Below are 17,119 nucleotides of genomic sequence, written 5' to 3'. Positions count from 1 at the left end.
TCAGGGGCGGTTCGTGATCGGCGCCGGTTGGGGTCAGTGCTTCACGAGTCGCCCGGCGTCGCGCGCGAGAGCGGTGAGGCGCGATATGGCGCGGAAGTACTTCTTGCGGTAGCCGCCGTTCAGCATCTCCTCGCTGAACAGCCGGTCGAAGGGCAGCCCCGAGGCGAGCACGGGCACTTCGCGGTCGTACAGCCGGTCGGCGAGCACCACGAGGCGCAGGGCCGTGGACTGGTCCGGGACCGGCTGGACATCGGTCAGGCAGACCGCCTTCAGGCCGTCCGTGAGGGCGCCGTACCGGCTGGGGTGGACGCGCGCGAGGTGGTCCAGCAGATGAGGGAAGTCGTCGAGCGAGGCGCCCTCGGTGGCGTACGCCGCCTTGGTGACCTCCTCCTCGGAGTACGGCGCCGGGGCCTCGGGCAGGCCGCGGTGGCGGTAGTCCTCACCGTCGATGCGCAGGGAGCGGAAGTGGGCCGACAGGCCCTGGATCTCGCGCAGGAAGTCGACCGACGCGAACCGGCCCTCACCGAGCTTGCCCGGCAGTGTGTTCGAGGTGGCGGCCAGCGCCACGCCCGCGTCGACCAGCTTGCCGAGCAGGGTCGACACGAGGACGGTGTCGCCCGGGTCGTCCAGCTCGAACTCGTCGATGCACAGCAGGCGGTGCCCGGAGAGCGTCTGGACCGTCTTCTGGAAACCGAGGGCGCCGACCAGGTTCGTCAGCTCCACGAAGGTGCCGAAGGCCTTGAGGGAGGGCTCGGCCGGGGTGGCGTGCCAGAGGGAGGCGAGGAGGTGGGTCTTGCCGACGCCGTAGCCGCCGTCCAGGTAGACGCCGCGGGGGCCCGCCGGGACCTTGGGGGCCTTCGCCCTGCCGAGACCGAGGAAGCCGCGCCTGCCGGCGCCGGTCGCGTGGGCCCCGCCGAGGCCCGCCGCGAAGCCGCTCAGGACGCGGACGGCCTCGGTCTGGCTGGGCTGGTTCGGGTCCGGGAGGTAGGTGTCGAAGCGCACCGAGTCGAAGCGGGGTGGCGGCACCATCTCGGCGACGAGCCGGTCCGCGGGGACGTGGGGCTCGCGGGTGCACAGGGACGAGGGGGCCGCTTCGGGTATCGGGCCGATTCCGGACACGGTGGCTGAGGACGACGACACGGTTACCGAGTCTAAGGGTCGTGCCACACTGCACGACATGCGACGCCTGTTCCCTGTGACCGAAGAGACAGCGGCCCCGACGCGCGAAGTGGCCGGTGGTGCGCATGCGCCTGAGGTGCGAGCACCTGACTCCGCCGACCGGGAGTGGAGTCTCGGTGAGCTGGCCGCCGCGTACGCCTATCCCGAGTCGGCGTCCGGGGGGAGCGAGCCGTGGATGCGGGTCAACATGGTGTCCACGCTCGACGGCGCCGCCCAGCACGGCGGACGCTCGCAGCCGATCTCCGGCGACGCCGACATGCGGATCTTCGGCACGCTGCGGGGACTCGCGGACGTGGTGGTCGTCGGCGCGGAGACGGTACGCCGGGAGGGGTACCGTCCGGCGCGCGCGCGCGAGGCCTTCGCCGAGGCGCGCCGGGCGGCCGGACAGACGCCCGCGCCGGCCGTCGCCGTGGTGAGCGCGAGCCTGGACCTGGACTTCTCGCTGCCGCTGTTCAGCTCGCCCTCGGTCCCCACCCTCCTGCTGACCGGTGCCGCCGCCGCCCCCGACCGGGTCGCCGCCGCCGAGAAGGCCGGTGTCCGGGTCGTCGTCGCCGGGGACGGCACGGGGGTCGACCCCGCGCGGGCCGTACGGGCCCTCGCCGGTCTGGGACTGACCCGGCTGCTCGGCGAGGGCGGGCCCCGGCTGCTGGGCCGGCTGATCGCCTCCGACGTACTCGACGAACTGTGCCTGACCGTGTCGCCGACGCTCACGGCCGGAGACGCCCAGCGGATCGCCGGGGGCCCCTCCGTGCCGGTGCCCAGGCGCTTCGCGCTGGCCTCGCTGCTGGAGGAGGCCGGGTTCCTGTTCGGTCGTTACCGTCGCACGTGAAAGCGGGCGGAACCTACCGTTCCGTTCAGCTTTCGCCGGGCACACTAGAACCCTGAGGAGTGAGGGCCCGCGGGGCCCTCCGATGAGAAGGGCGCCTGTGGTGTCGTTCACGAGCGTATTGATGATCGAGAAGGCTCTGACGTCGGCGGACGTGGAGTTCGTCACGACCCTGCACGGCGACGAGCGGGCCTTCTTCCATGTGCTGCTCCAGCCGCGGGGCAATCAGGCCGACCGGTTGCTGCGGGCCATCGACGACCTCGCCCTCGGCGAGCTGGACGAGGCGGCGAAGGAAGGGGAGACGCCGGAGGGGGAGCGGGCGCTGGACGCCGGGGAGCGGGCACTGGAGGTGTCGTTGCAGGCGCTGCGCGGGGCGGGGAGTCCGGCGGAGGGGCGGCTGATCGAGGATCACCCGCTGGACGCGCTGAAGTCGCTGGTGGAGGAGGTGGGGGCCGATGAGGTGCTGGTGCTCACCGATCCCCACTACGTGGAGGAGTTCTTCCACCGGGACTGGGCGTCCCGGGCTCGGCACAAGGTCGGGGTGCCGGTGTTGAAGCTGTTCTCGCACAGTCGGGCTTGAGGGCACTCGGCGCCGTAGGGGGCTGCGTCGGGTGCGGTCCGTCGTGGCTGTGCGCGGTTCCCGCGCCCCTGAACGGCGGCTGCGCCGCCTGCCGGGGGCGCGGGCCGCGAGCGCCTGCTGTAGGGGGCCCCTACGGCAGGCAATAGGCTGAGGGGGTTCATCGGCTTCGTACGTCACCTGGAGAACAGACATGGCACCCGGACTGCCTTCCGCCATGGATCGGCCGCACTTCATCGGGATCGGTGGGGCCGGGATGTCCGGGATCGCCAAGATCCTCGCGCAGCGCGGGGCGAAGGTCGCCGGAAGTGACGCCAGGGAGTCGGAGACGGCCGAGGCCCTGCGGGCGCTCGGGGCGACCGTGCACATCGGCCATGCCGCCGGGCATCTCGCCGACGACGCGACCGCCGTGGTCGTGTCGTCGGCGATCCGGGCCGACAACCCCGAACTGGCCCGCGCCGCCGAGCTGGGCATCCCCGTGGTCCACCGGTCGGACGCGCTCGCCCGGCTGATGGACGGGCTGCGGCCGATCGCCGTGGCCGGGACGCACGGCAAGACCACGACGACGTCCATGCTGGCGGTGTCGCTGGCGGAACTGGGCCTGAAGCCGTCGTACGCCATCGGCGGCGACCTCGACGTACCCGGGTCCAACGCGGTGCACGGGGACGGGGAGATCTTCGTCGCCGAGGCGGACGAGAGCGACCGGAGCTTCCACAAGTACGCGCCCGAGGTGGCGATCGTCCTCAACGTCGAGCTGGACCACCACGCCAACTACGCCTCCATGGACGAGATCTACGAGTCCTTCGAGGCGTTCGCCGACAGGATCGTGCCCGGCGGCACCCTGGTGATCTCGGCCGACCAGGAGGGCGCCCGGGAGCTGACCTCCCGGCTGTCCGGCGTGCGCATGGTGACGTACGGCGAGCGCGAGGACGCCGACGTGCGCGTGCTCTCGGTCGTCGCGCAGGGGCTCAGGAGCGAGGTCACGGTCCTGCTGGACGGCCAGGAGATCACCTTCACCGTGTCCGTGCCGGGACGGCACTACGCGCACAACGCCGTGGCCGCGCTGGCGGCCGGCGTCGCCCTCGGGGTGCCGGCGGCCGAGCTGGCGCCCGCGCTGGCGGCGTACACCGGCGTGAAGCGGCGGCTGCAGCTGAAGGGCGAGGCGCGGGGCGTGCAGGTGATCGACTCCTACGCCCACCACCCGACCGAGATGACCGCCGACCTGGAGGCCATGCGGGCCGCCGCCGGCGACGCGCGGATCCTCGTGGTCTTCCAGCCCCACCTGTTCTCCCGCACCCAGGAGCTGGGCACCGAGATGGGGCAGTCCCTGGCGCTGGCGGACGCCTCGGTCGTCCTCGACATCTACCCGGCCCGTGAGGACCCGGTCCCGGGAGTGACCAGCGAGCTGATCATCGGGGCGGCGCGGAGCGCGGGCGCGGACGTGACGGCCCTGCACGACAAGGCGGAGGTCCCCGGCACGATCGCGGGAATGGCGAAGCCGGGTGATCTCGTTCTCACCATGGGCGCGGGTGACGTGACGGACCTGGGCCCGAAGATCCTGGACCGTCTCGCAGAATGAGGGGCTGAGGCACATGTCGTACGACGTCGAGAAGCCGGACGAGCAGTGGCGCGCGGAGCTGACACCGGCCGAGTACGCCGTGCTGCGACAGGCCGGCACCGAGCCCGCGTTCGTCGGTGAGTACACCGACACCAAGACCAGGGGCGTCTACTCCTGTCGCGCCTGCGGCGCCGAACTCTTCACCTCCGACACGAAGTTCGAGTCGCACTGCGGCTGGCCGTCCTTCTACGACCCGAAGGACACCGACGCGGTGGAGCTGCTCTCCGACCGGTCGCACGGCATGGTCCGCACGGAGGTGCGGTGCGCCCGGTGCGGCTCGCACCTCGGGCACGTCTTCGAGGGCGAGGGGTACGCCACCCCGACCGACCAGCGGTACTGCATCAACAGCATCTCGCTGACGCTGACCGCCGACGAGAGCTGACCTCGGCCGTCGGCCCCCTTCACCCGCGGTCGCCCGGGGCCCGCGCGCCCCGGGCCCCCGCGCCCGTCGCCAGGGTTGACCATGTGGCTATTGTGTGAAGGGTGTTGACGGGGGCGGATCGAGCGGAAGACGACGCGGTCGGGCGGCCGGACGGTCACCGGCGAGAAGGCTTCCGGACAGGGGCCGTGGGCCTGACGTGAACGGACTGGTCTACTACGTGGCGGCCGCCGTCGTGTGGACCGGCCTCGCGGTCCAACTGCCCGGCCTGTGGCACGACTGGCGCGACCCGCTCAAGCGCGCGCTCTGCACCGTGATCCTCCTCGCCGGGTGCTGCTTCGTCCTCGGCGCCCCGCCCACCGTCGGCTTCGTCAACGACACCCTCGGCGTGCCCAACGCCGCCGCGTGCCTCACCTACGGGGCGGTCAACGCCTTCTCCGCCGCCTCCCTCGTCCTGATCGTCCACTGGCGCGGGGCGGACGACCCCGCCCGGCTGCGGCGGGTCTCCCGTGGATGGCTGCTCGCCTACACCGTGATCATCGGGGCGCAGACCGCGCTCTTCGCCGCCGGGGACGCGCCGGTCGAGCGACGCGCGGACTTCGACACCTACTACGCCGGCACACCGTTCGTCCGCGAGATGATCGTCCTCTATCTCCTGGCCCACCTGGCGGCGGCCCTCACCACCACGATCCAGTGCTGGCGCTGGACCCTCCAGATCAGCGGCTGGACACGGCGGGCCCTGGCGGTGCTCGCCGTCGGGTGGCTGTGCAGCAGCGCGTACGGCGTCGTCAAGATGACCGCCGTCGCCGCCCGCTGGGGCGGCCACCACTGGGACCCGCTGAGCACCCGGCTGGCCCCGATGCTGGCCACCGTCGGCGCCGTCCTCACCTCGGCCGGCTATGTCCTGCCGCTGCTCGGCCCGCGCATCGACAGCCTTCTCGCCTTCCTGCGGCTCGGGCCGCTCTTCCGGCTCGTCGGCGCCAGGAGCACCGGCCGCATCAGGCGCAACATGCTGCTGTCCTGGCGCTCCCTCGGCGATGTCGAGCTGCGCCTGACCAGCCGTACGACGGCGATCCGGGACGGACTGCGGGCCGTGTCCGTCCACTTCGACGAGGCCGTCCGGGAGAGGGCCTACCGCCAGGCCCTCTCCCGGGGCTCCAGCACCGGCGAGGCCGAGGCCATCGGGGACGCGGCGATGGTGGCCGTCGCGGCGCTGTCCGGCACGGGCGGCCCCACCGGGCGGCGGCATCCGGACGCCCTGGATCCGGCCTTACTGGACAGCGTCGCCTTCGACGCCCTCGTGGGACTCGCCGCCGGCCACGCGCAACCCCCGGCCGGCGAACAGGGCCTGGACACCGGCCAGCCCTCCCTGATCCGGATGTCGCGAGCGGTACGGGCGGGGGTCGTGGAGGGGGCGGTGCGGGCGGAGCGTGCGAGGAGTGGGCGGGTGGGGTGAGGCCGGCCCGAGTGCGCTGTAGGGACCATCGCGGTGCGCTGCCGGAACACGGAGGCGGTCGCGCCCCGCATAGCTTCGAGAGCGACGCCGGTCGGACGTTCTCGCCGACCGGAACGCGGCAGCCCGTCCCGTGAACACGGGCGGAAACGCGCGCATCCCACTGATCCGTCCGCCCTCCGCAGAAAGGCATGCCCATGGTCGACATCAACGAGGTCACCGCGACCCCCGGCCCCGGCCTGCTCACCCCCGACAACTGCGCGGTCCTGTTCGTGGACCACCAGCCGCAGATGTTCTTCGGCACCGGCAGCGCCGACCGCACCGCGATCATCAACGCGACCGTGGGCCTGGCCAAGGCCGCCAAGGTCTTCGACGTGCCGGTGGTCCTCAGCAGCGTGGCCGCCGAGTCCTTCTCCGGACCGCTCCTGCCGCAGCTCGCCGACGTCTTCCCCGACCGGAGAATCGTCGACCGTACGACCATGAACGCCTGGGAGGACGTCCCGTTCGTCGAGGCGGTGAAGGCCACCGGACGCGGGAAGCTCGTCATCGCGGGCCTGTGGACCGAGGTCTGCGTCGTCCTGCCCGCCCTGTCCGCCCTCGCCCAGGGCTACGAGGTGTACGTCGTCACCGACGCGTCCGGCGGCGTCAGCCCCCAGGCCCACGAGCACGCCGTGCAGCGCATGGTGCAGGCCGGCGCCGTACCCGTCACCTGGCTGCAGGTACTCCTGGAGTTCCAGCGCGACTGGGCGCGTACGGAGACGTACGGCCCCACCACCGAGCTGGTCAAGGAGCACGGCGGCGCCTACGGTCTCGGCATCGTCTACGCGCAGGCCTTCATCGGCGAGCACGCGGCGGGCTGACGACCTGGCGACGGTGCTCCGCCGGCGGAGCGGAAGGGGCGGGCGAGTGGTGCGCGGGCTGTTGACCGACCTCACCCACACCCTCGCACCGCCGCGCGGAGACCGGCACGGGCCGCTGCCGCCGCTGATAACCGGCCCTGACGGTGGTGACGGGGGTGGTGGACGCCGTCAGCCATCTGGGCCTCGGGCATGTCTTCGTGGCCACATGACCGGCAACGTGGTCTTCCTGGGCTCACCCCCACCCTGACGGGACTGGCTGCGGACACCGCCTCGGCCGGTGGGCGGCGCCCTCTGCTCGCGGCGACCACCGTGGCCGCGTACCGGCTCTCGGCCGTGGACGAGGCCTGGACCGGGCAGCCGGACCGAGCCCGGGCGGACGGGCCGTGCGGCCGGGTGTCACGTCCTCCTGCCGGGGCGCCCCGCCGTGTCCCGCCACTCGCTCGGAGACATGCCGTACGCCGCCCGGAACACCCGGCTGAAGTGGGTGGCGCTCAAGAAGCCCCAGCGGCCGGCGACCGAGGCGATGGTGCGGCGGTTGCGGAGGCCGAGCACGAGGTCGCGGCGGCACTCCTCCAGCCGGCGGCGCTGGATCCAGCGGCCCACGGTCGTGCCCTCGTCCCGGAACAGCTTGTGCAGATAGCGCACCGAGATGTGGTGGGCCCCCGCGATCACCTCCGGCGACAGGTCCGGGTCGGCCAGGTGCTCGTCGATGAACCGCAGGACACGTGCCACCATCGGCGAGCGGGTGCCCGGTGCGTCCGTCACGACCCGCCCCGACCGCTCCGTGGCGAGGGTGGCGAGCAGGTTCACGGCGTTGCGGGCGAGCATCTCGCCGACCGGGGGCCCGGCGGAGACCACCGTGTCGGCCAGCTCGGACAGGAACGGCGACAGCAGCGTCCCCAGCCGGGAGGACCGGGCGACCGGGGTCGCCACGACGCGCCGCAGATCGTCGTCCTCCAGCCCCAGTTCCTCGTGCGGGACGAGGAAGACCTTCAGCCGGCAGCGCTCGGGTAAATCGGGCACCGGCGGGTGGTTCGCGTCGTAGAAGCAGATGTCGCCCGGTCGCAGGGAGACGTCCGGCATCCGCTCGGCGAGCGGAACACCACTCCCGCGCACCCCCACGAGCAGATACGCGCCGCCGGTCCGCCCCGTCAGCCGGTACGCATCCGGCGCGGGCCGTCCGTCCCCGGGCAACGCCACGGCCGCGCCGTCGAGGACGCGGATGCGAAGACCCGCCTCCTCCACGACGCCGGTGCCGGACCTCGTCATCTCTTTTCTCCTCCACGGCAGTTCGAGCACACCGTCGACCAGTGCACTCGGAGCGTAGGAAGGAGGATGTGAAAAAAGAGTGACCGTGAAGTGACGGTGGCCGCTACGGGGTGCCCGGGGGTGAGCCGTGGTCGAGCAGGCGGCGGTGGGCGGCACGGCGGTCCTCCGGCGTGTCGTACGTCGCGGCCAGCTCGGCGGCGAAGGCACGCAGCAGCTCGTGCTGCGTGTAGAGGCCGGGCGCGCGCTCGGCGACGAGGTGGGCGTCGGCGAGGCCGTCGAGCAGCAGCCGGGCGCGGCGGACCGGGACCCCGGCCAGCGCCGCGGCCGACTCCGGGGTCAGGTCGGGCCCGGGGTCCAGGGACAGCAGCCGGAACAGCCGGGCGCTCTGAGGGGCCAGCCGACGGTAGGAGCGGGCGAAGGCGGTGCGGAGGTCGGGCGGATCGCTGGGGTGGGTGTCGGGTTTCGGGCCGGGGTGGGCGGGCCCGGTGTGGATGTCGGACCCTTGGCCGGGGTCGGCGGGCCCGGTGTCGGGTGTCTGCTCGGTGTGGGCGGGGCCGGAACTGGCCCCGGGTGTGTGCCCGGGGACGGCGGGGCCCGGGTGGGTGTGGGGAGTCGCCGTCGTGCCGGTGAAGGCGTCGAGGGTGTTCCCCGCGTGCCGCAGTTCGCTCGCCAGGACCGAGAGCGGGAGGTCCGGACGGGCGGTGGCGCGGGTGGCGACGAGCGTCAGGGCCAGGGGCAGCCGGCCGCACCGGACGACGATCTCGTCGGCCGCCCCGGGCTCGGCGGCCGAGCGGGCGTGCCCCGTGCGCGCCGCCAGCATCGCTCGCGCGTCCGCCGCCGACGGCAGGTCCAGGCGTAGCGGACGGGTGCCCGAAGCGATCAGACCGGACAGGGCGTTGCGACTGGTGACCAGGGTCAGACACCCTGGCGAGGCCGGCAGCAGCGGCCGTACCTGTTCGGTGTCCGCCGCGTCGTCCAGCACCACCAGCAGCCGCCGGCCGGCCAGCAGACTCCGGTACAGCCCGGCGAGGGAGTCCGTGCGGACCGGCATCCGCCCGGCGGGCACCCCGAGCGCGGCGAGCATCACGCGCAGCGCCGCCGCCGGGTCCAGCGGTGCCCGGACGGGGTCGAACCCCCGCAGCCCGACGTGGAGCCGGCCGTCGGGGAAGCGTCCGGCGACCTGGTGGGCCCAGTGCAGGGCGAGGGCGGACTTCCCGACGCCGGGCATCCCGCTGATCAGCACGGTCGCCGGTGCGTCCGGAGAGGGGGCGTCCGCGGTCGGGGCCGTCCCCTCGCTGCGGGTGGCCGCGTCCGTGATCTCCGCCAGCCGGCCGAGTTCGGTCACTCTGCCGACGAACGCCCCCGACCCGAGAGGCGGTCGGGCGCCGACGCCCGGGAGGGCCGTGTCTCCCGTCGACGACAGGGCGGACAGGGCGAGTACCGGTGCGGGGTGCGGTCCGGGCAAGGGGTCTGCCCGATCCCCGCCCGGACCGACAGCCGGGTGAGCCGGTGGACCGGCCTGTGGCGCGCTCGCGGAAGGCCCGGGCAACATGGCCGACCGGGTGGTCGCCGGGCCCGAACCCGTCGCCGCCAGGGGGCCTGCCGGCCCCCACTCCTGGCGGAGCACCCTGGTGTGCGCCGCCGCCAGTTCCGCGCCGGGTGCCACCCCCAACTCCTCGGCCAGCAGCCGTCGTACACGCTCGTACGCGGTCAGCGCCTCGGCCTGGTGGCCGGACGCGGCCAGCGCCAGGACGAGCGCGGCGTGCAACGACTCGTCGAGCGGGTCGCGTTCGAGGGCCTGTCGCAGCCGGGGCAGCACCTGCTCACTGCTTCCGCACAGGAGCGCCGCGTCGGCGGCCATCCGGGCCGTGCCGGCCAACTCGCGCTCCACTTCGGCGAAGACGGCGTGCTCCCGTACGGCGGCGGGCATCCCCATGCCCACCGGGCCCCGCCACTCGCTCAGCGCGTGTCCGAAGTGCCGCGACGCCACCGCGGACCGCCCGGTGGCCGCCGCCCGCTTGCCCCGCTTGGCGAGCGCGCGGAACCGCAGCAGATCGACCTCCTCCTCGGCCGCCGCCAGCAGATAGCCCCCGGCGCGGCGCAGCAACCGGTGCCCGGGTGCCCGGGGTGGCAGCCCGGGTTCGAGCAGCCGCCGCAGTGAACCGGCGTAACGGCGCACCACGTTCCTGGCGCTGGCCGGTGCCCGCTCCGGCCAGAGCACGTCGACGATCTCACCGGCCGGCACCGGCCGGCCGGCCCGCACCACCAACAGAGCGAGCAGTGCCCGCTGTTGCGGGAAGCCGAGGTCGAGGTCCTCCTCGCCCCGGCGGACCCGCAGGGGCCCCAGCACCTCGAACCGCAGTGACGCCCCCGCGAAGGCGGGCCGGTCGGTGGCGGTCCCGCCCCGCCCGCCCCGGCCCGGCGACCCCGCGACACCCGGGCCGCCGGTCATCCGCACCGCTCGCTCGCGGCGATCCGCTCCCGTACCCCGTCGGCGTCGGGGTGGCCGAGGGTGATGAGGAGGGTGAGGGCCTGCTGCCGGACCTCGTGGGCGGCGCCGTGGTCGCCCATCGCGGCGTGCGTGTCACCGATGTGGACGAGGGTGCAGGCCTCCAGGTACGGCACGCCCAGCTCCCGGTAGAGGGCGAGGGAGTGGCCGTAGCCCACGAGGGCGTTCGGGTGGCGGCCCAGGTGGTGGTGGGCGTACGCGAGGGTGTGCCAGGTGGCGGCCTGGCCGTAGCGGTCGCCGAGCCGCTGGAGCAGGACCAGGGCCTCCTGGCAGCGGCGCAGGGCCTCGGGGTGCTCGCCGAGCAACGCGTGGTACCAGCCGACGGAGTTGAGGACGCTGGCGTACGCGGCGCCGCGGCCACTGTCGCGGAACAGTTCCATCGCCAGCCGGTTGTGGCGCAGGGCGCCGGACAGATCGCCCTCCTGGTCGCGGGTCCAGCCGATACTGCGGTGGGTGTCGGCCCGCCCGACGTCGTCACCCAGGTCGGTGAACAGCTCCAGCGCGCGATCGAGGCGGGGGCGGGCGGAGCCGTGCAGTCCGAGCCGGCCCTCGGCCCGGGCCAGCGCGCGCAGCCCCCGGGCCTCGTAGGCGGGCTCGGCCAGCCGCAGGGCCGCGTCGAGGGCGATCCGCTGGATCGTCGCCCAGTCGTGCCAGTGGCCCCGGCGGTCGAGGAACGGCTCCAGCGACCAGGCCAGCAGACACGCCGACCGGTCGCGGCCGGACCGGGCCGCCGCCCCGACGACGGCGAGCAGCACCGGATACTCGGCGGTCAGCCAGGCGAGCGACTGCTCGTGGCCGACGAGCGGCTCGGCGCGGACACCGGCCGGCAGCGGGCCCGGGGGCATCGGGTCGGCGTACGGGGCGAGGAGCGGTTCGGTGAGGTGCGCGCTGTGCACGTAGTACGCGTAGAGCCGCTCGGTGGCCGCCTCGCGCCCGGCCTCCGGGACCTGGTCCTCCAGGAGTTCGGCCGCGTGGGCGCGCAGCAGGTCGTGCAGGGCGTACCGGCCGGGGGCGGGCTCGCCCGCGAGGTGGACGTCGGCCAGCTCGGCGAGGAGCGACCGCGTCCGGCGCACGGGCAGTTCGGCCAGCGCGGCCGTCGCGGACACGGAGAAGTCCGGCCCGGGGTGCAGGGCGAGCAGGGGGAAGAGGCGTGCCGCCTCTTCCGACACCGCGCCCAGCGACCAGGAGAACACCGCGCCGACGTTCGCGGAGGCGTCCGTCCGGCTGAACGCGTCCAGGCTGCCGTGCGCCGCGCGCAGCTCCGCCGCGATCGCCGACAGCGGGAAGTCCGGGTGGGCGGCGGCCCGCGCGGCGACACAGGCCAGCGCCAGCGGAAGCCCACCGCACAGCGTCGCGATCTCCGCAACCGCCCGCGCCTCGCCCGTGAGCCGCGCGGCGCCCAGCCGGCGTTCGAGGAACACCCGCGCCTGTGCGGCGTCCAGCGGCCGCAGTGCCAGGGTGTGCGCGCCGTGCGCGGACACCAGGCCCGACAACCGGTCGCGGCTGGTGACGATGGTGAGGCAGCCCGGGGTGCCCGGCAGCAGCGGCCGCACCTGCTCGGTGTCGCGCGCGTTGTCGAGCAGCACCAGGAACCGGCGCCCCGCCAACAGGCTGCGGTACAGCGCCGCCTGGGCGTCCACTCCGTGCGGTACCCGCTCCGGCGGTACGCCCAGCGCGTCGAGGAAGACCCGCACCGCTTCCCCCGCCCGCATCACGGCACCCGACGGCGCGAACCCGCGGAGGTTGACGTAGAGCTGGCCGTCCGGGTACCGGTCCGCGACGCGGTGGGCCCAGTGCACGGCGAGGGTGGTCTTGCCGATGCCGGCCATCCCGCCGATGGCGCTGATCACGACGGTGCCGGTGGGCGGCACGGCGTCGCCGGGAGCGCGGTCGTCGCCGGCATCGCCGGGGCCGTCGAGGAGGGCCAGTACCCGTTCCAGCTCGGCGCGGCGGCCGGTGAAGGTCGGCAGGTCGTGGGGGAGCTGGGCGGGGACGGCGGCGACCGGAGCGGGCGGTGCCGACGAGGCCACGGCGGTCACGTGCGCGGTCTCGGCCCGGGAGGGAGCGGGCGGGGCCGAGTCGGCGCCGCGTACGACCACCGCGTGGGCGTCGCGGAGTTCCGCTCCGGGGTCGATGCCCAGCTCGTCGGCGAGCCTCGCGCGGGCGGCCCGGTAGGTGCTCAGCGCCTCCGCCTCGTGCCCGGCGGCGGCCAGTGTGAGAACGAGCCGGGCCAGCAGCGGTTCGTCCAACGGATCGTCCGCGGCGGCCTGTCGGAGCAGGGGCAGGACGGCGGCGGGGGTGCCGGCGCGCAGCGCCGCGTCGGCCGCCTCCCTCAGGGCCGCCGGCCGTTCACGGTCGACCGCCGGGAACCCGGCGCGCTCTCGCACCTCTTCGGGCAGCCCCGCCCCGACGACCGGCCCCCGCCACAGGCCGAGAGCCTCGGTGAGGAGCTCCACGACCCGGCCCGGCGACGGGGGACCGTCGGCGCCCGTCCGACGCGCTTCGTCCCGTAGCCGGCGAAACCGCAGCAGGTCCAGGGAGTCGGCGTCGACGACGAGCCGGTAGCCGCCCGCGTCCCGTATCAGCCACCGCCCGGCCGCCCGGTTGGGCAGCCCCGGCTCCAACAGCCGCCGCAGCGAGCCCACATGGCGCCTGATCACATTCACCGCGCTGTCCGGCGGCCGTCGTCCCCACAACACGTCGACGATCTCGCTCACCGCCACCGGCTGCCCCGCCCGCACCAACAGCAGCGCCAGCAGCGCCCGTTCCTGCGGGCGCCCCGACGCCGCCTCCGCCCCCGCCCGTTCCACCCGGACCGGCCCCAGGACCGCGAACCGCACCGGTACCGGCGCCAACCGGCCCTCCTGATATCTCATATCTCGTATCTCGCCCGCACCCCATGACGATACGTCCCGTGCCGACTCACCCGGAGACGCGCGCCGGTCGTCATCGGCGCGACCGCTGGAATCCCCCGCCTTTAGGCGGGGGAGGAAGTCAACGAAGTGATCTCCGGAGAAAAGGAGGTGCGGTCGGTGAACTCGGTACGGACACGGGGCCGTTTGGTCTCACGGGGGGCGGCCGGAAGGGCCGGGCGGCACGTGGTGATCGTCGGGGTGGACGGTGTCGCGGCCATGCGTTCGAGCTTCGCGATGAGGAGCCCACGCGTCGGCGACCGCGTCGTGCGGGCCGCCGAGCGCCTGGTTGCGGGAGGTGTCGCGCTGGACGCCCCCGTGAACCCTGGCCCGCCCGCCCGCCCCGGGTGCCGTGCCCGGCTGGCAGGTCCAGCCGGTCAGCCCACCGTCCACGGGCGGAGCTTGTCGGGGTTGCGCACTGCCCAGATGTGCGTGATCCGGTCGTCCGCGACGTCGAACGCGTACACGGCCACGGTGACGCCTTCGTGCTCGATCACCAGACCGGCCCGGCCGTTGACCGCGCGCTCCAGGACCGTCAGGCCGCCGGACGCGCGGACGGCGAGGTCGGTGAGGTAGCGCGCGATCCCTTCGCCGCCCTCGATCGGGTGGAGCGCGGCGGCGACCACGCCGCCGCCGTCCGCCGTGAGCGTCGCGCCGGGGGCGAGGAGTCTGACGAGGGCGTCGATGTCCTGCGCGTCCCACGCCTGCTTGAAGTCCCTGACGAGGCCCGCCTGGTGGGCTGCCGGGGCCGCGGGGGGCAGGGAGGCGCGGACGCGGCGCCGGGCGGAGGAGGCCAGTTCGCGGCATGCCGCCGGGGTGCGGCCGGTGATCCCGGCGATCTCGGCGAACGGGTAGCCGAAGACATCGTGCAGGATGAGTGCGACGCGCTGCGCCGGGGTCATGGCTTCGAGGGCGACGAGAAACGCCATGCCCACCGACTCGTCGAGGGTGACCCGGTCGGCCGGGTCCGCGGGATCGGTCGCGGCGGTGCCTGGGCGCCCGCTGATCCAGTCGGTCCGCTCGGGCAGCGGCTCCGGGATCCATTCGCCCGTGTAACGCTCGCGCCGGACCCGCGCCGAGCCGAGGAGGTCCAGGCACACGCGGGTGGCGACCGTCGTCAGCCAGGCGCCGGGGCACTCGATGGCGTCCTGCCGCTGCCGGGACATGGCGTACCAGCGGGTGTAGGTCTCCTGGACCGCGTCCTCGGCCTCGGCCAGGGACCCGAGGAGCCGGTAGGCGAGGCCGACCAGCCGCCGCCGCTCGCTGATGATCCCGTCCAGGCCCGCGTCGATTCCGTCCAGGCCCGCGTCGGACTCGTCGTGCCGTGACTTCGTGTGATCGGTCATGGTTCCGGTGGCTCCCTGATCTCGGATCGTCTCCCTCGGCGGTCCGACGAGACAGCACGTCCGATTGTCAGGTCTTCGACTCTCCCTGACGTTCCGCGGGGTTGTGTCGTCGTACCGCTCAGAGACGCCACCGGCCCGGAGAACCCGGGTGCGACACCTCAGGAGACAGCGATGACCAGGATCGGAATACTCATCGGCAGCACCCGCCCCGGCCGCAAGGGCGACCAGGTCGCCCGGTGGGTCCACGAGCGGGCGGTCCGCCGCGGCGACGCCGTATTCGAGGTGATCGACCTGCTCGACCACCCGCTGCCGCATCTGGACGAGCCGCTGCCCGCGCTCGCCGGGCGGTACCGGCACGGGCACACCCGGACATGGGCCGACACCATCGCCCGCTTCGACGGACTCGTCATGGTCACCCCCGAGTACAACGCCTCCATCCCCGGCGTGCTCAAGAACGCGATCGACTACCTGTACGCGGAGTGGACCCACAAGGCCGTCGGGTTCGTCTCCTACGGTGCCGCCGGCGGCGCCCATGCGGCCCGGCAGCTGCGGGCACTGTGTGAGCTCCTCCGGATGGGCGCGGTGACCCCGCAGGTCTCGCTGTCCCTGCACACCGACTTCGAGGACCAGACGACATTCAAGCCGGGTGCCCACCACGTCGGCGCCCTCGACACACTGCTGGATCACGTCGTCGCCCAGAGCACGGGAGGCCAGAGCACGGAAGGACGGACGGCCGCCCCCACACAGCGCGAGACGGACGAAGCCGCGATCCGCCGCCTCATCGACGGGATCATCGACGCGATCCAGGCCAAGGACCTTGAGGTTCTGAGGCGGCTCTACTCGACGGACGTCGTGTCCTTCGACATCGATCCGCCGCTCCAGCACGTCGGGATCGACGCGAAACTCAAGAACTGGGCGAACGTGTTCACCTTCTTCCAGGAGGTGAACTACGAGGTGCGCGACCTGATGTCCACGGTGGGCGAGGACGTGGCGTTCACACACGGCTTCGGCCGCCTCAGCGGCACGCTGCCCGACGGGACGGCGGCGGGCGGCATGTGGGTCCGGGTCACCTTCTGCCTCCGGAAGATCGACGGCGAATGGCTGATCACGCACGACCAGGTCTCCGTGCCGCTGGACATCCTGGGAGGCAAAGGGGTCGTCGACCTCGAACCGTGACATCAGCGGGCCCTGCGCCGCCCCGCCCCGCCCGGCGGGGCGGATGCGCGGCTCCGGTGGAGTCTGTGCTGGAGAGCCGAAGTCCAGAACCCGACGGTCACCAACCCGTCCCTCAGGGAGAGCCCGCGGCGAGATCACCACCATCCGCGACCACCGCCCGGTCGACAGCGCACAGAGCATCCGCTGACCGGTCCGCCCGCGGGGCGTGCCCGGCATCGGCTGACCGGTCCGCCCGCGGGGCGTGCCCGTCATCCGCTGACCGGTCCGCCCGCGGGGCGTGCCCGTCATCCGCTGACCGGCTCTCCCGCGGGGCGTGCCCGTCATCGGCTGATCGGTCCGCCCGCAGGACGTGCCCGGCACCCGCTCCCGGGCGCGTCCGCCCTTTCGGCGCCGCTCGCCGATCGCCGTCGCGCGGCGGCCGGTCAGGGGGACGCCGCCGCGTAGCACCGGACGGTCACTGTCCGGTCCGGGCCCCAGCGCTGCTCGACCGTTGCCAGGAACTGCCGGCCGAGCCGTTCGTAGAGCGCCGCCGCGGCGGTGTCGGACGCCACCACGTCGAGCACCGGCTGCAGGCCGCGCCGTCGCGCCTCGGCGCCGGCGCGGGCCAGCAGCGACGCGCCCAGCCCCCGGCCCCGGGCCGACGGAGCCACGAACAGGCGGCCGACCACGGCCGTCCGGTCGACCCCCATCCCCGTAACGCCGCTCCACAACCCGGGCGCCGCGTCGCCCGCGCCGCTCCGGGCCAGGCCCACATGACCGGCGATCCGGCCGTCGAGTTCCGCCACCCAGGCGGCGACGAGCGAGGGCGGAGTCAGCCAGGCGCCGGAACGCTCGGGCCAGTCGACCGGATAGCCGTCGCGGTCGTGGACCTCCGCGAGCACCTCGGTACAGTCGCCGAGATCACGATCGGCGCGGTACCGGACACTCGGGGCCGCGCTTCCGGCGGACTCGTTCCCACTCTCCATCGCGGCATCGAAGCACGTGGCGAAGGCGGGCCGCCATCCACTTTCCCCAC

General features: G+C 73.9%; 13 protein-coding genes and 1 pseudogene. 8 read left to right on the top strand and 6 right to left on the bottom strand.

Annotated features, from left to right (window positions below; genetic code table 11):
* Window positions 1–33: 33 nt before the first annotated feature.
* The gene (gene zapE, locus ACWCRJ_RS21850) at window positions 34–1,179 is read right to left on the bottom strand and encodes a cell division protein ZapE (protein WP_450940833.1); all 1,146 of its coding nucleotides are present in this window, start codon (window positions 1,177–1,179) and stop codon (window positions 34–36) included.
* Between zapE and ACWCRJ_RS21845 the strand changes: the two genes are divergently transcribed.
* From ACWCRJ_RS21845 to ACWCRJ_RS21815, 7 genes and pseudogenes are all read left to right on the top strand, one after another.
* Window positions 1,178–2,008: a pyrimidine reductase family protein gene (locus ACWCRJ_RS21845; protein ID WP_450940832.1), complete on the top strand. Its 831-nt coding sequence runs from the start codon at window positions 1,178–1,180 to the stop codon at window positions 2,006–2,008. The two genes, zapE and ACWCRJ_RS21845, sit on opposite strands and share 2 nt — an antisense overlap.
* Window positions 2,009–2,129: 121 nt before the next feature.
* Window positions 2,130–2,585 carry an indole-3-glycerol phosphate synthase gene (locus ACWCRJ_RS21840; protein WP_450940831.1) on the top strand — a complete coding sequence of 152 codons (456 nt, stop codon included), beginning with the start codon at window positions 2,130–2,132 and terminating at the stop codon, window positions 2,583–2,585.
* A 190-nt stretch (window positions 2,586–2,775) separates the two neighbouring features.
* Window positions 2,776–4,161, top strand: a complete 1,386-nt coding sequence (gene murC / locus ACWCRJ_RS21835) for a UDP-N-acetylmuramate--L-alanine ligase (protein ID WP_450940830.1) — start codon at window positions 2,776–2,778, stop codon at window positions 4,159–4,161.
* Window positions 4,162–4,174: 13 nt separating this feature from the next.
* Window positions 4,175–4,582, top strand: a complete 408-nt coding sequence (gene msrB, locus ACWCRJ_RS21830; protein WP_450940829.1) for a peptide-methionine (R)-S-oxide reductase MsrB — start codon at window positions 4,175–4,177, stop codon at window positions 4,580–4,582.
* A 196-nt stretch (window positions 4,583–4,778) separates the two neighbouring features.
* Window positions 4,779–6,035 (top strand): MAB_1171c family putative transporter, encoded by a 1,257-nt coding sequence (locus tag ACWCRJ_RS21825; protein ID WP_450940828.1) that lies wholly within the window; start codon window positions 4,779–4,781, stop codon window positions 6,033–6,035.
* Window positions 6,036–6,229: 194 nt separating this feature from the next.
* The gene (locus ACWCRJ_RS21820) at window positions 6,230–6,892 is read left to right on the top strand and encodes a hydrolase (protein WP_450940903.1); all 663 of its coding nucleotides are present in this window, start codon (window positions 6,230–6,232) and stop codon (window positions 6,890–6,892) included.
* Between the two features lie 49 nt (window positions 6,893–6,941).
* Window positions 6,942–7,124: pseudogene (locus ACWCRJ_RS21815) on the top strand (DUF1275 family protein); the annotation flags it as partial.
* Window positions 7,125–7,288: 164 nt separating this feature from the next.
* Here ACWCRJ_RS21815 and ACWCRJ_RS21810 read toward each other — a convergent pair.
* From ACWCRJ_RS21810 to sigJ, 4 genes are all read right to left on the bottom strand, one after another.
* Window positions 7,289–8,161 (bottom strand): helix-turn-helix domain-containing protein, encoded by an 873-nt coding sequence (locus tag ACWCRJ_RS21810; RefSeq protein ID WP_450940827.1) that lies wholly within the window; start codon window positions 8,159–8,161, stop codon window positions 7,289–7,291.
* A 103-nt stretch (window positions 8,162–8,264) separates the two neighbouring features.
* Entirely contained in the window at window positions 8,265–10,613 is a 2,349-nt protein-coding gene (locus ACWCRJ_RS21805; RefSeq protein WP_450940826.1) for a BTAD domain-containing putative transcriptional regulator, read from the bottom strand.
* On the bottom strand, window positions 10,610–13,525 hold the full coding sequence (locus tag ACWCRJ_RS21800) for an AfsR/SARP family transcriptional regulator (protein ID WP_450940825.1): 2,916 nt from the start codon (window positions 13,523–13,525) through the stop codon (window positions 10,610–10,612). Before ACWCRJ_RS21800 ends, ACWCRJ_RS21805 begins: the two co-directional genes overlap by 4 nt.
* Before the next feature lie 434 nt (window positions 13,526–13,959).
* On the bottom strand, window positions 13,960–14,928 hold the full coding sequence (gene sigJ / locus ACWCRJ_RS21795; RefSeq protein ID WP_450940824.1) for an RNA polymerase sigma factor SigJ: 969 nt from the start codon (window positions 14,926–14,928) through the stop codon (window positions 13,960–13,962).
* A gap of 171 nt (window positions 14,929–15,099) precedes the next feature.
* Between sigJ and ACWCRJ_RS21790 the strand changes: the two genes are divergently transcribed.
* Window positions 15,100–16,104, top strand: a complete 1,005-nt coding sequence (locus tag ACWCRJ_RS21790) for an NAD(P)H-dependent oxidoreductase (RefSeq protein ID WP_450940823.1) — start codon at window positions 15,100–15,102, stop codon at window positions 16,102–16,104.
* A gap of 422 nt (window positions 16,105–16,526) precedes the next feature.
* Here the strand turns inward: ACWCRJ_RS21790 and ACWCRJ_RS21785 are convergent, their stop codons facing one another.
* Window positions 16,527–17,069 carry a GNAT family N-acetyltransferase gene (locus ACWCRJ_RS21785; RefSeq protein ID WP_450940822.1) on the bottom strand — a complete coding sequence of 181 codons (543 nt, stop codon included), beginning with the start codon at window positions 17,067–17,069 and terminating at the stop codon, window positions 16,527–16,529.
* Window positions 17,070–17,119: the final 50 nt, after the last annotated feature.

The organism is Streptomyces sp. NPDC002324 (assembly GCF_053593335.1).
The sequence above is the reverse complement of the archived record's forward strand: the minus strand, read 5'-3'. Positions and strand labels throughout refer to the sequence as shown.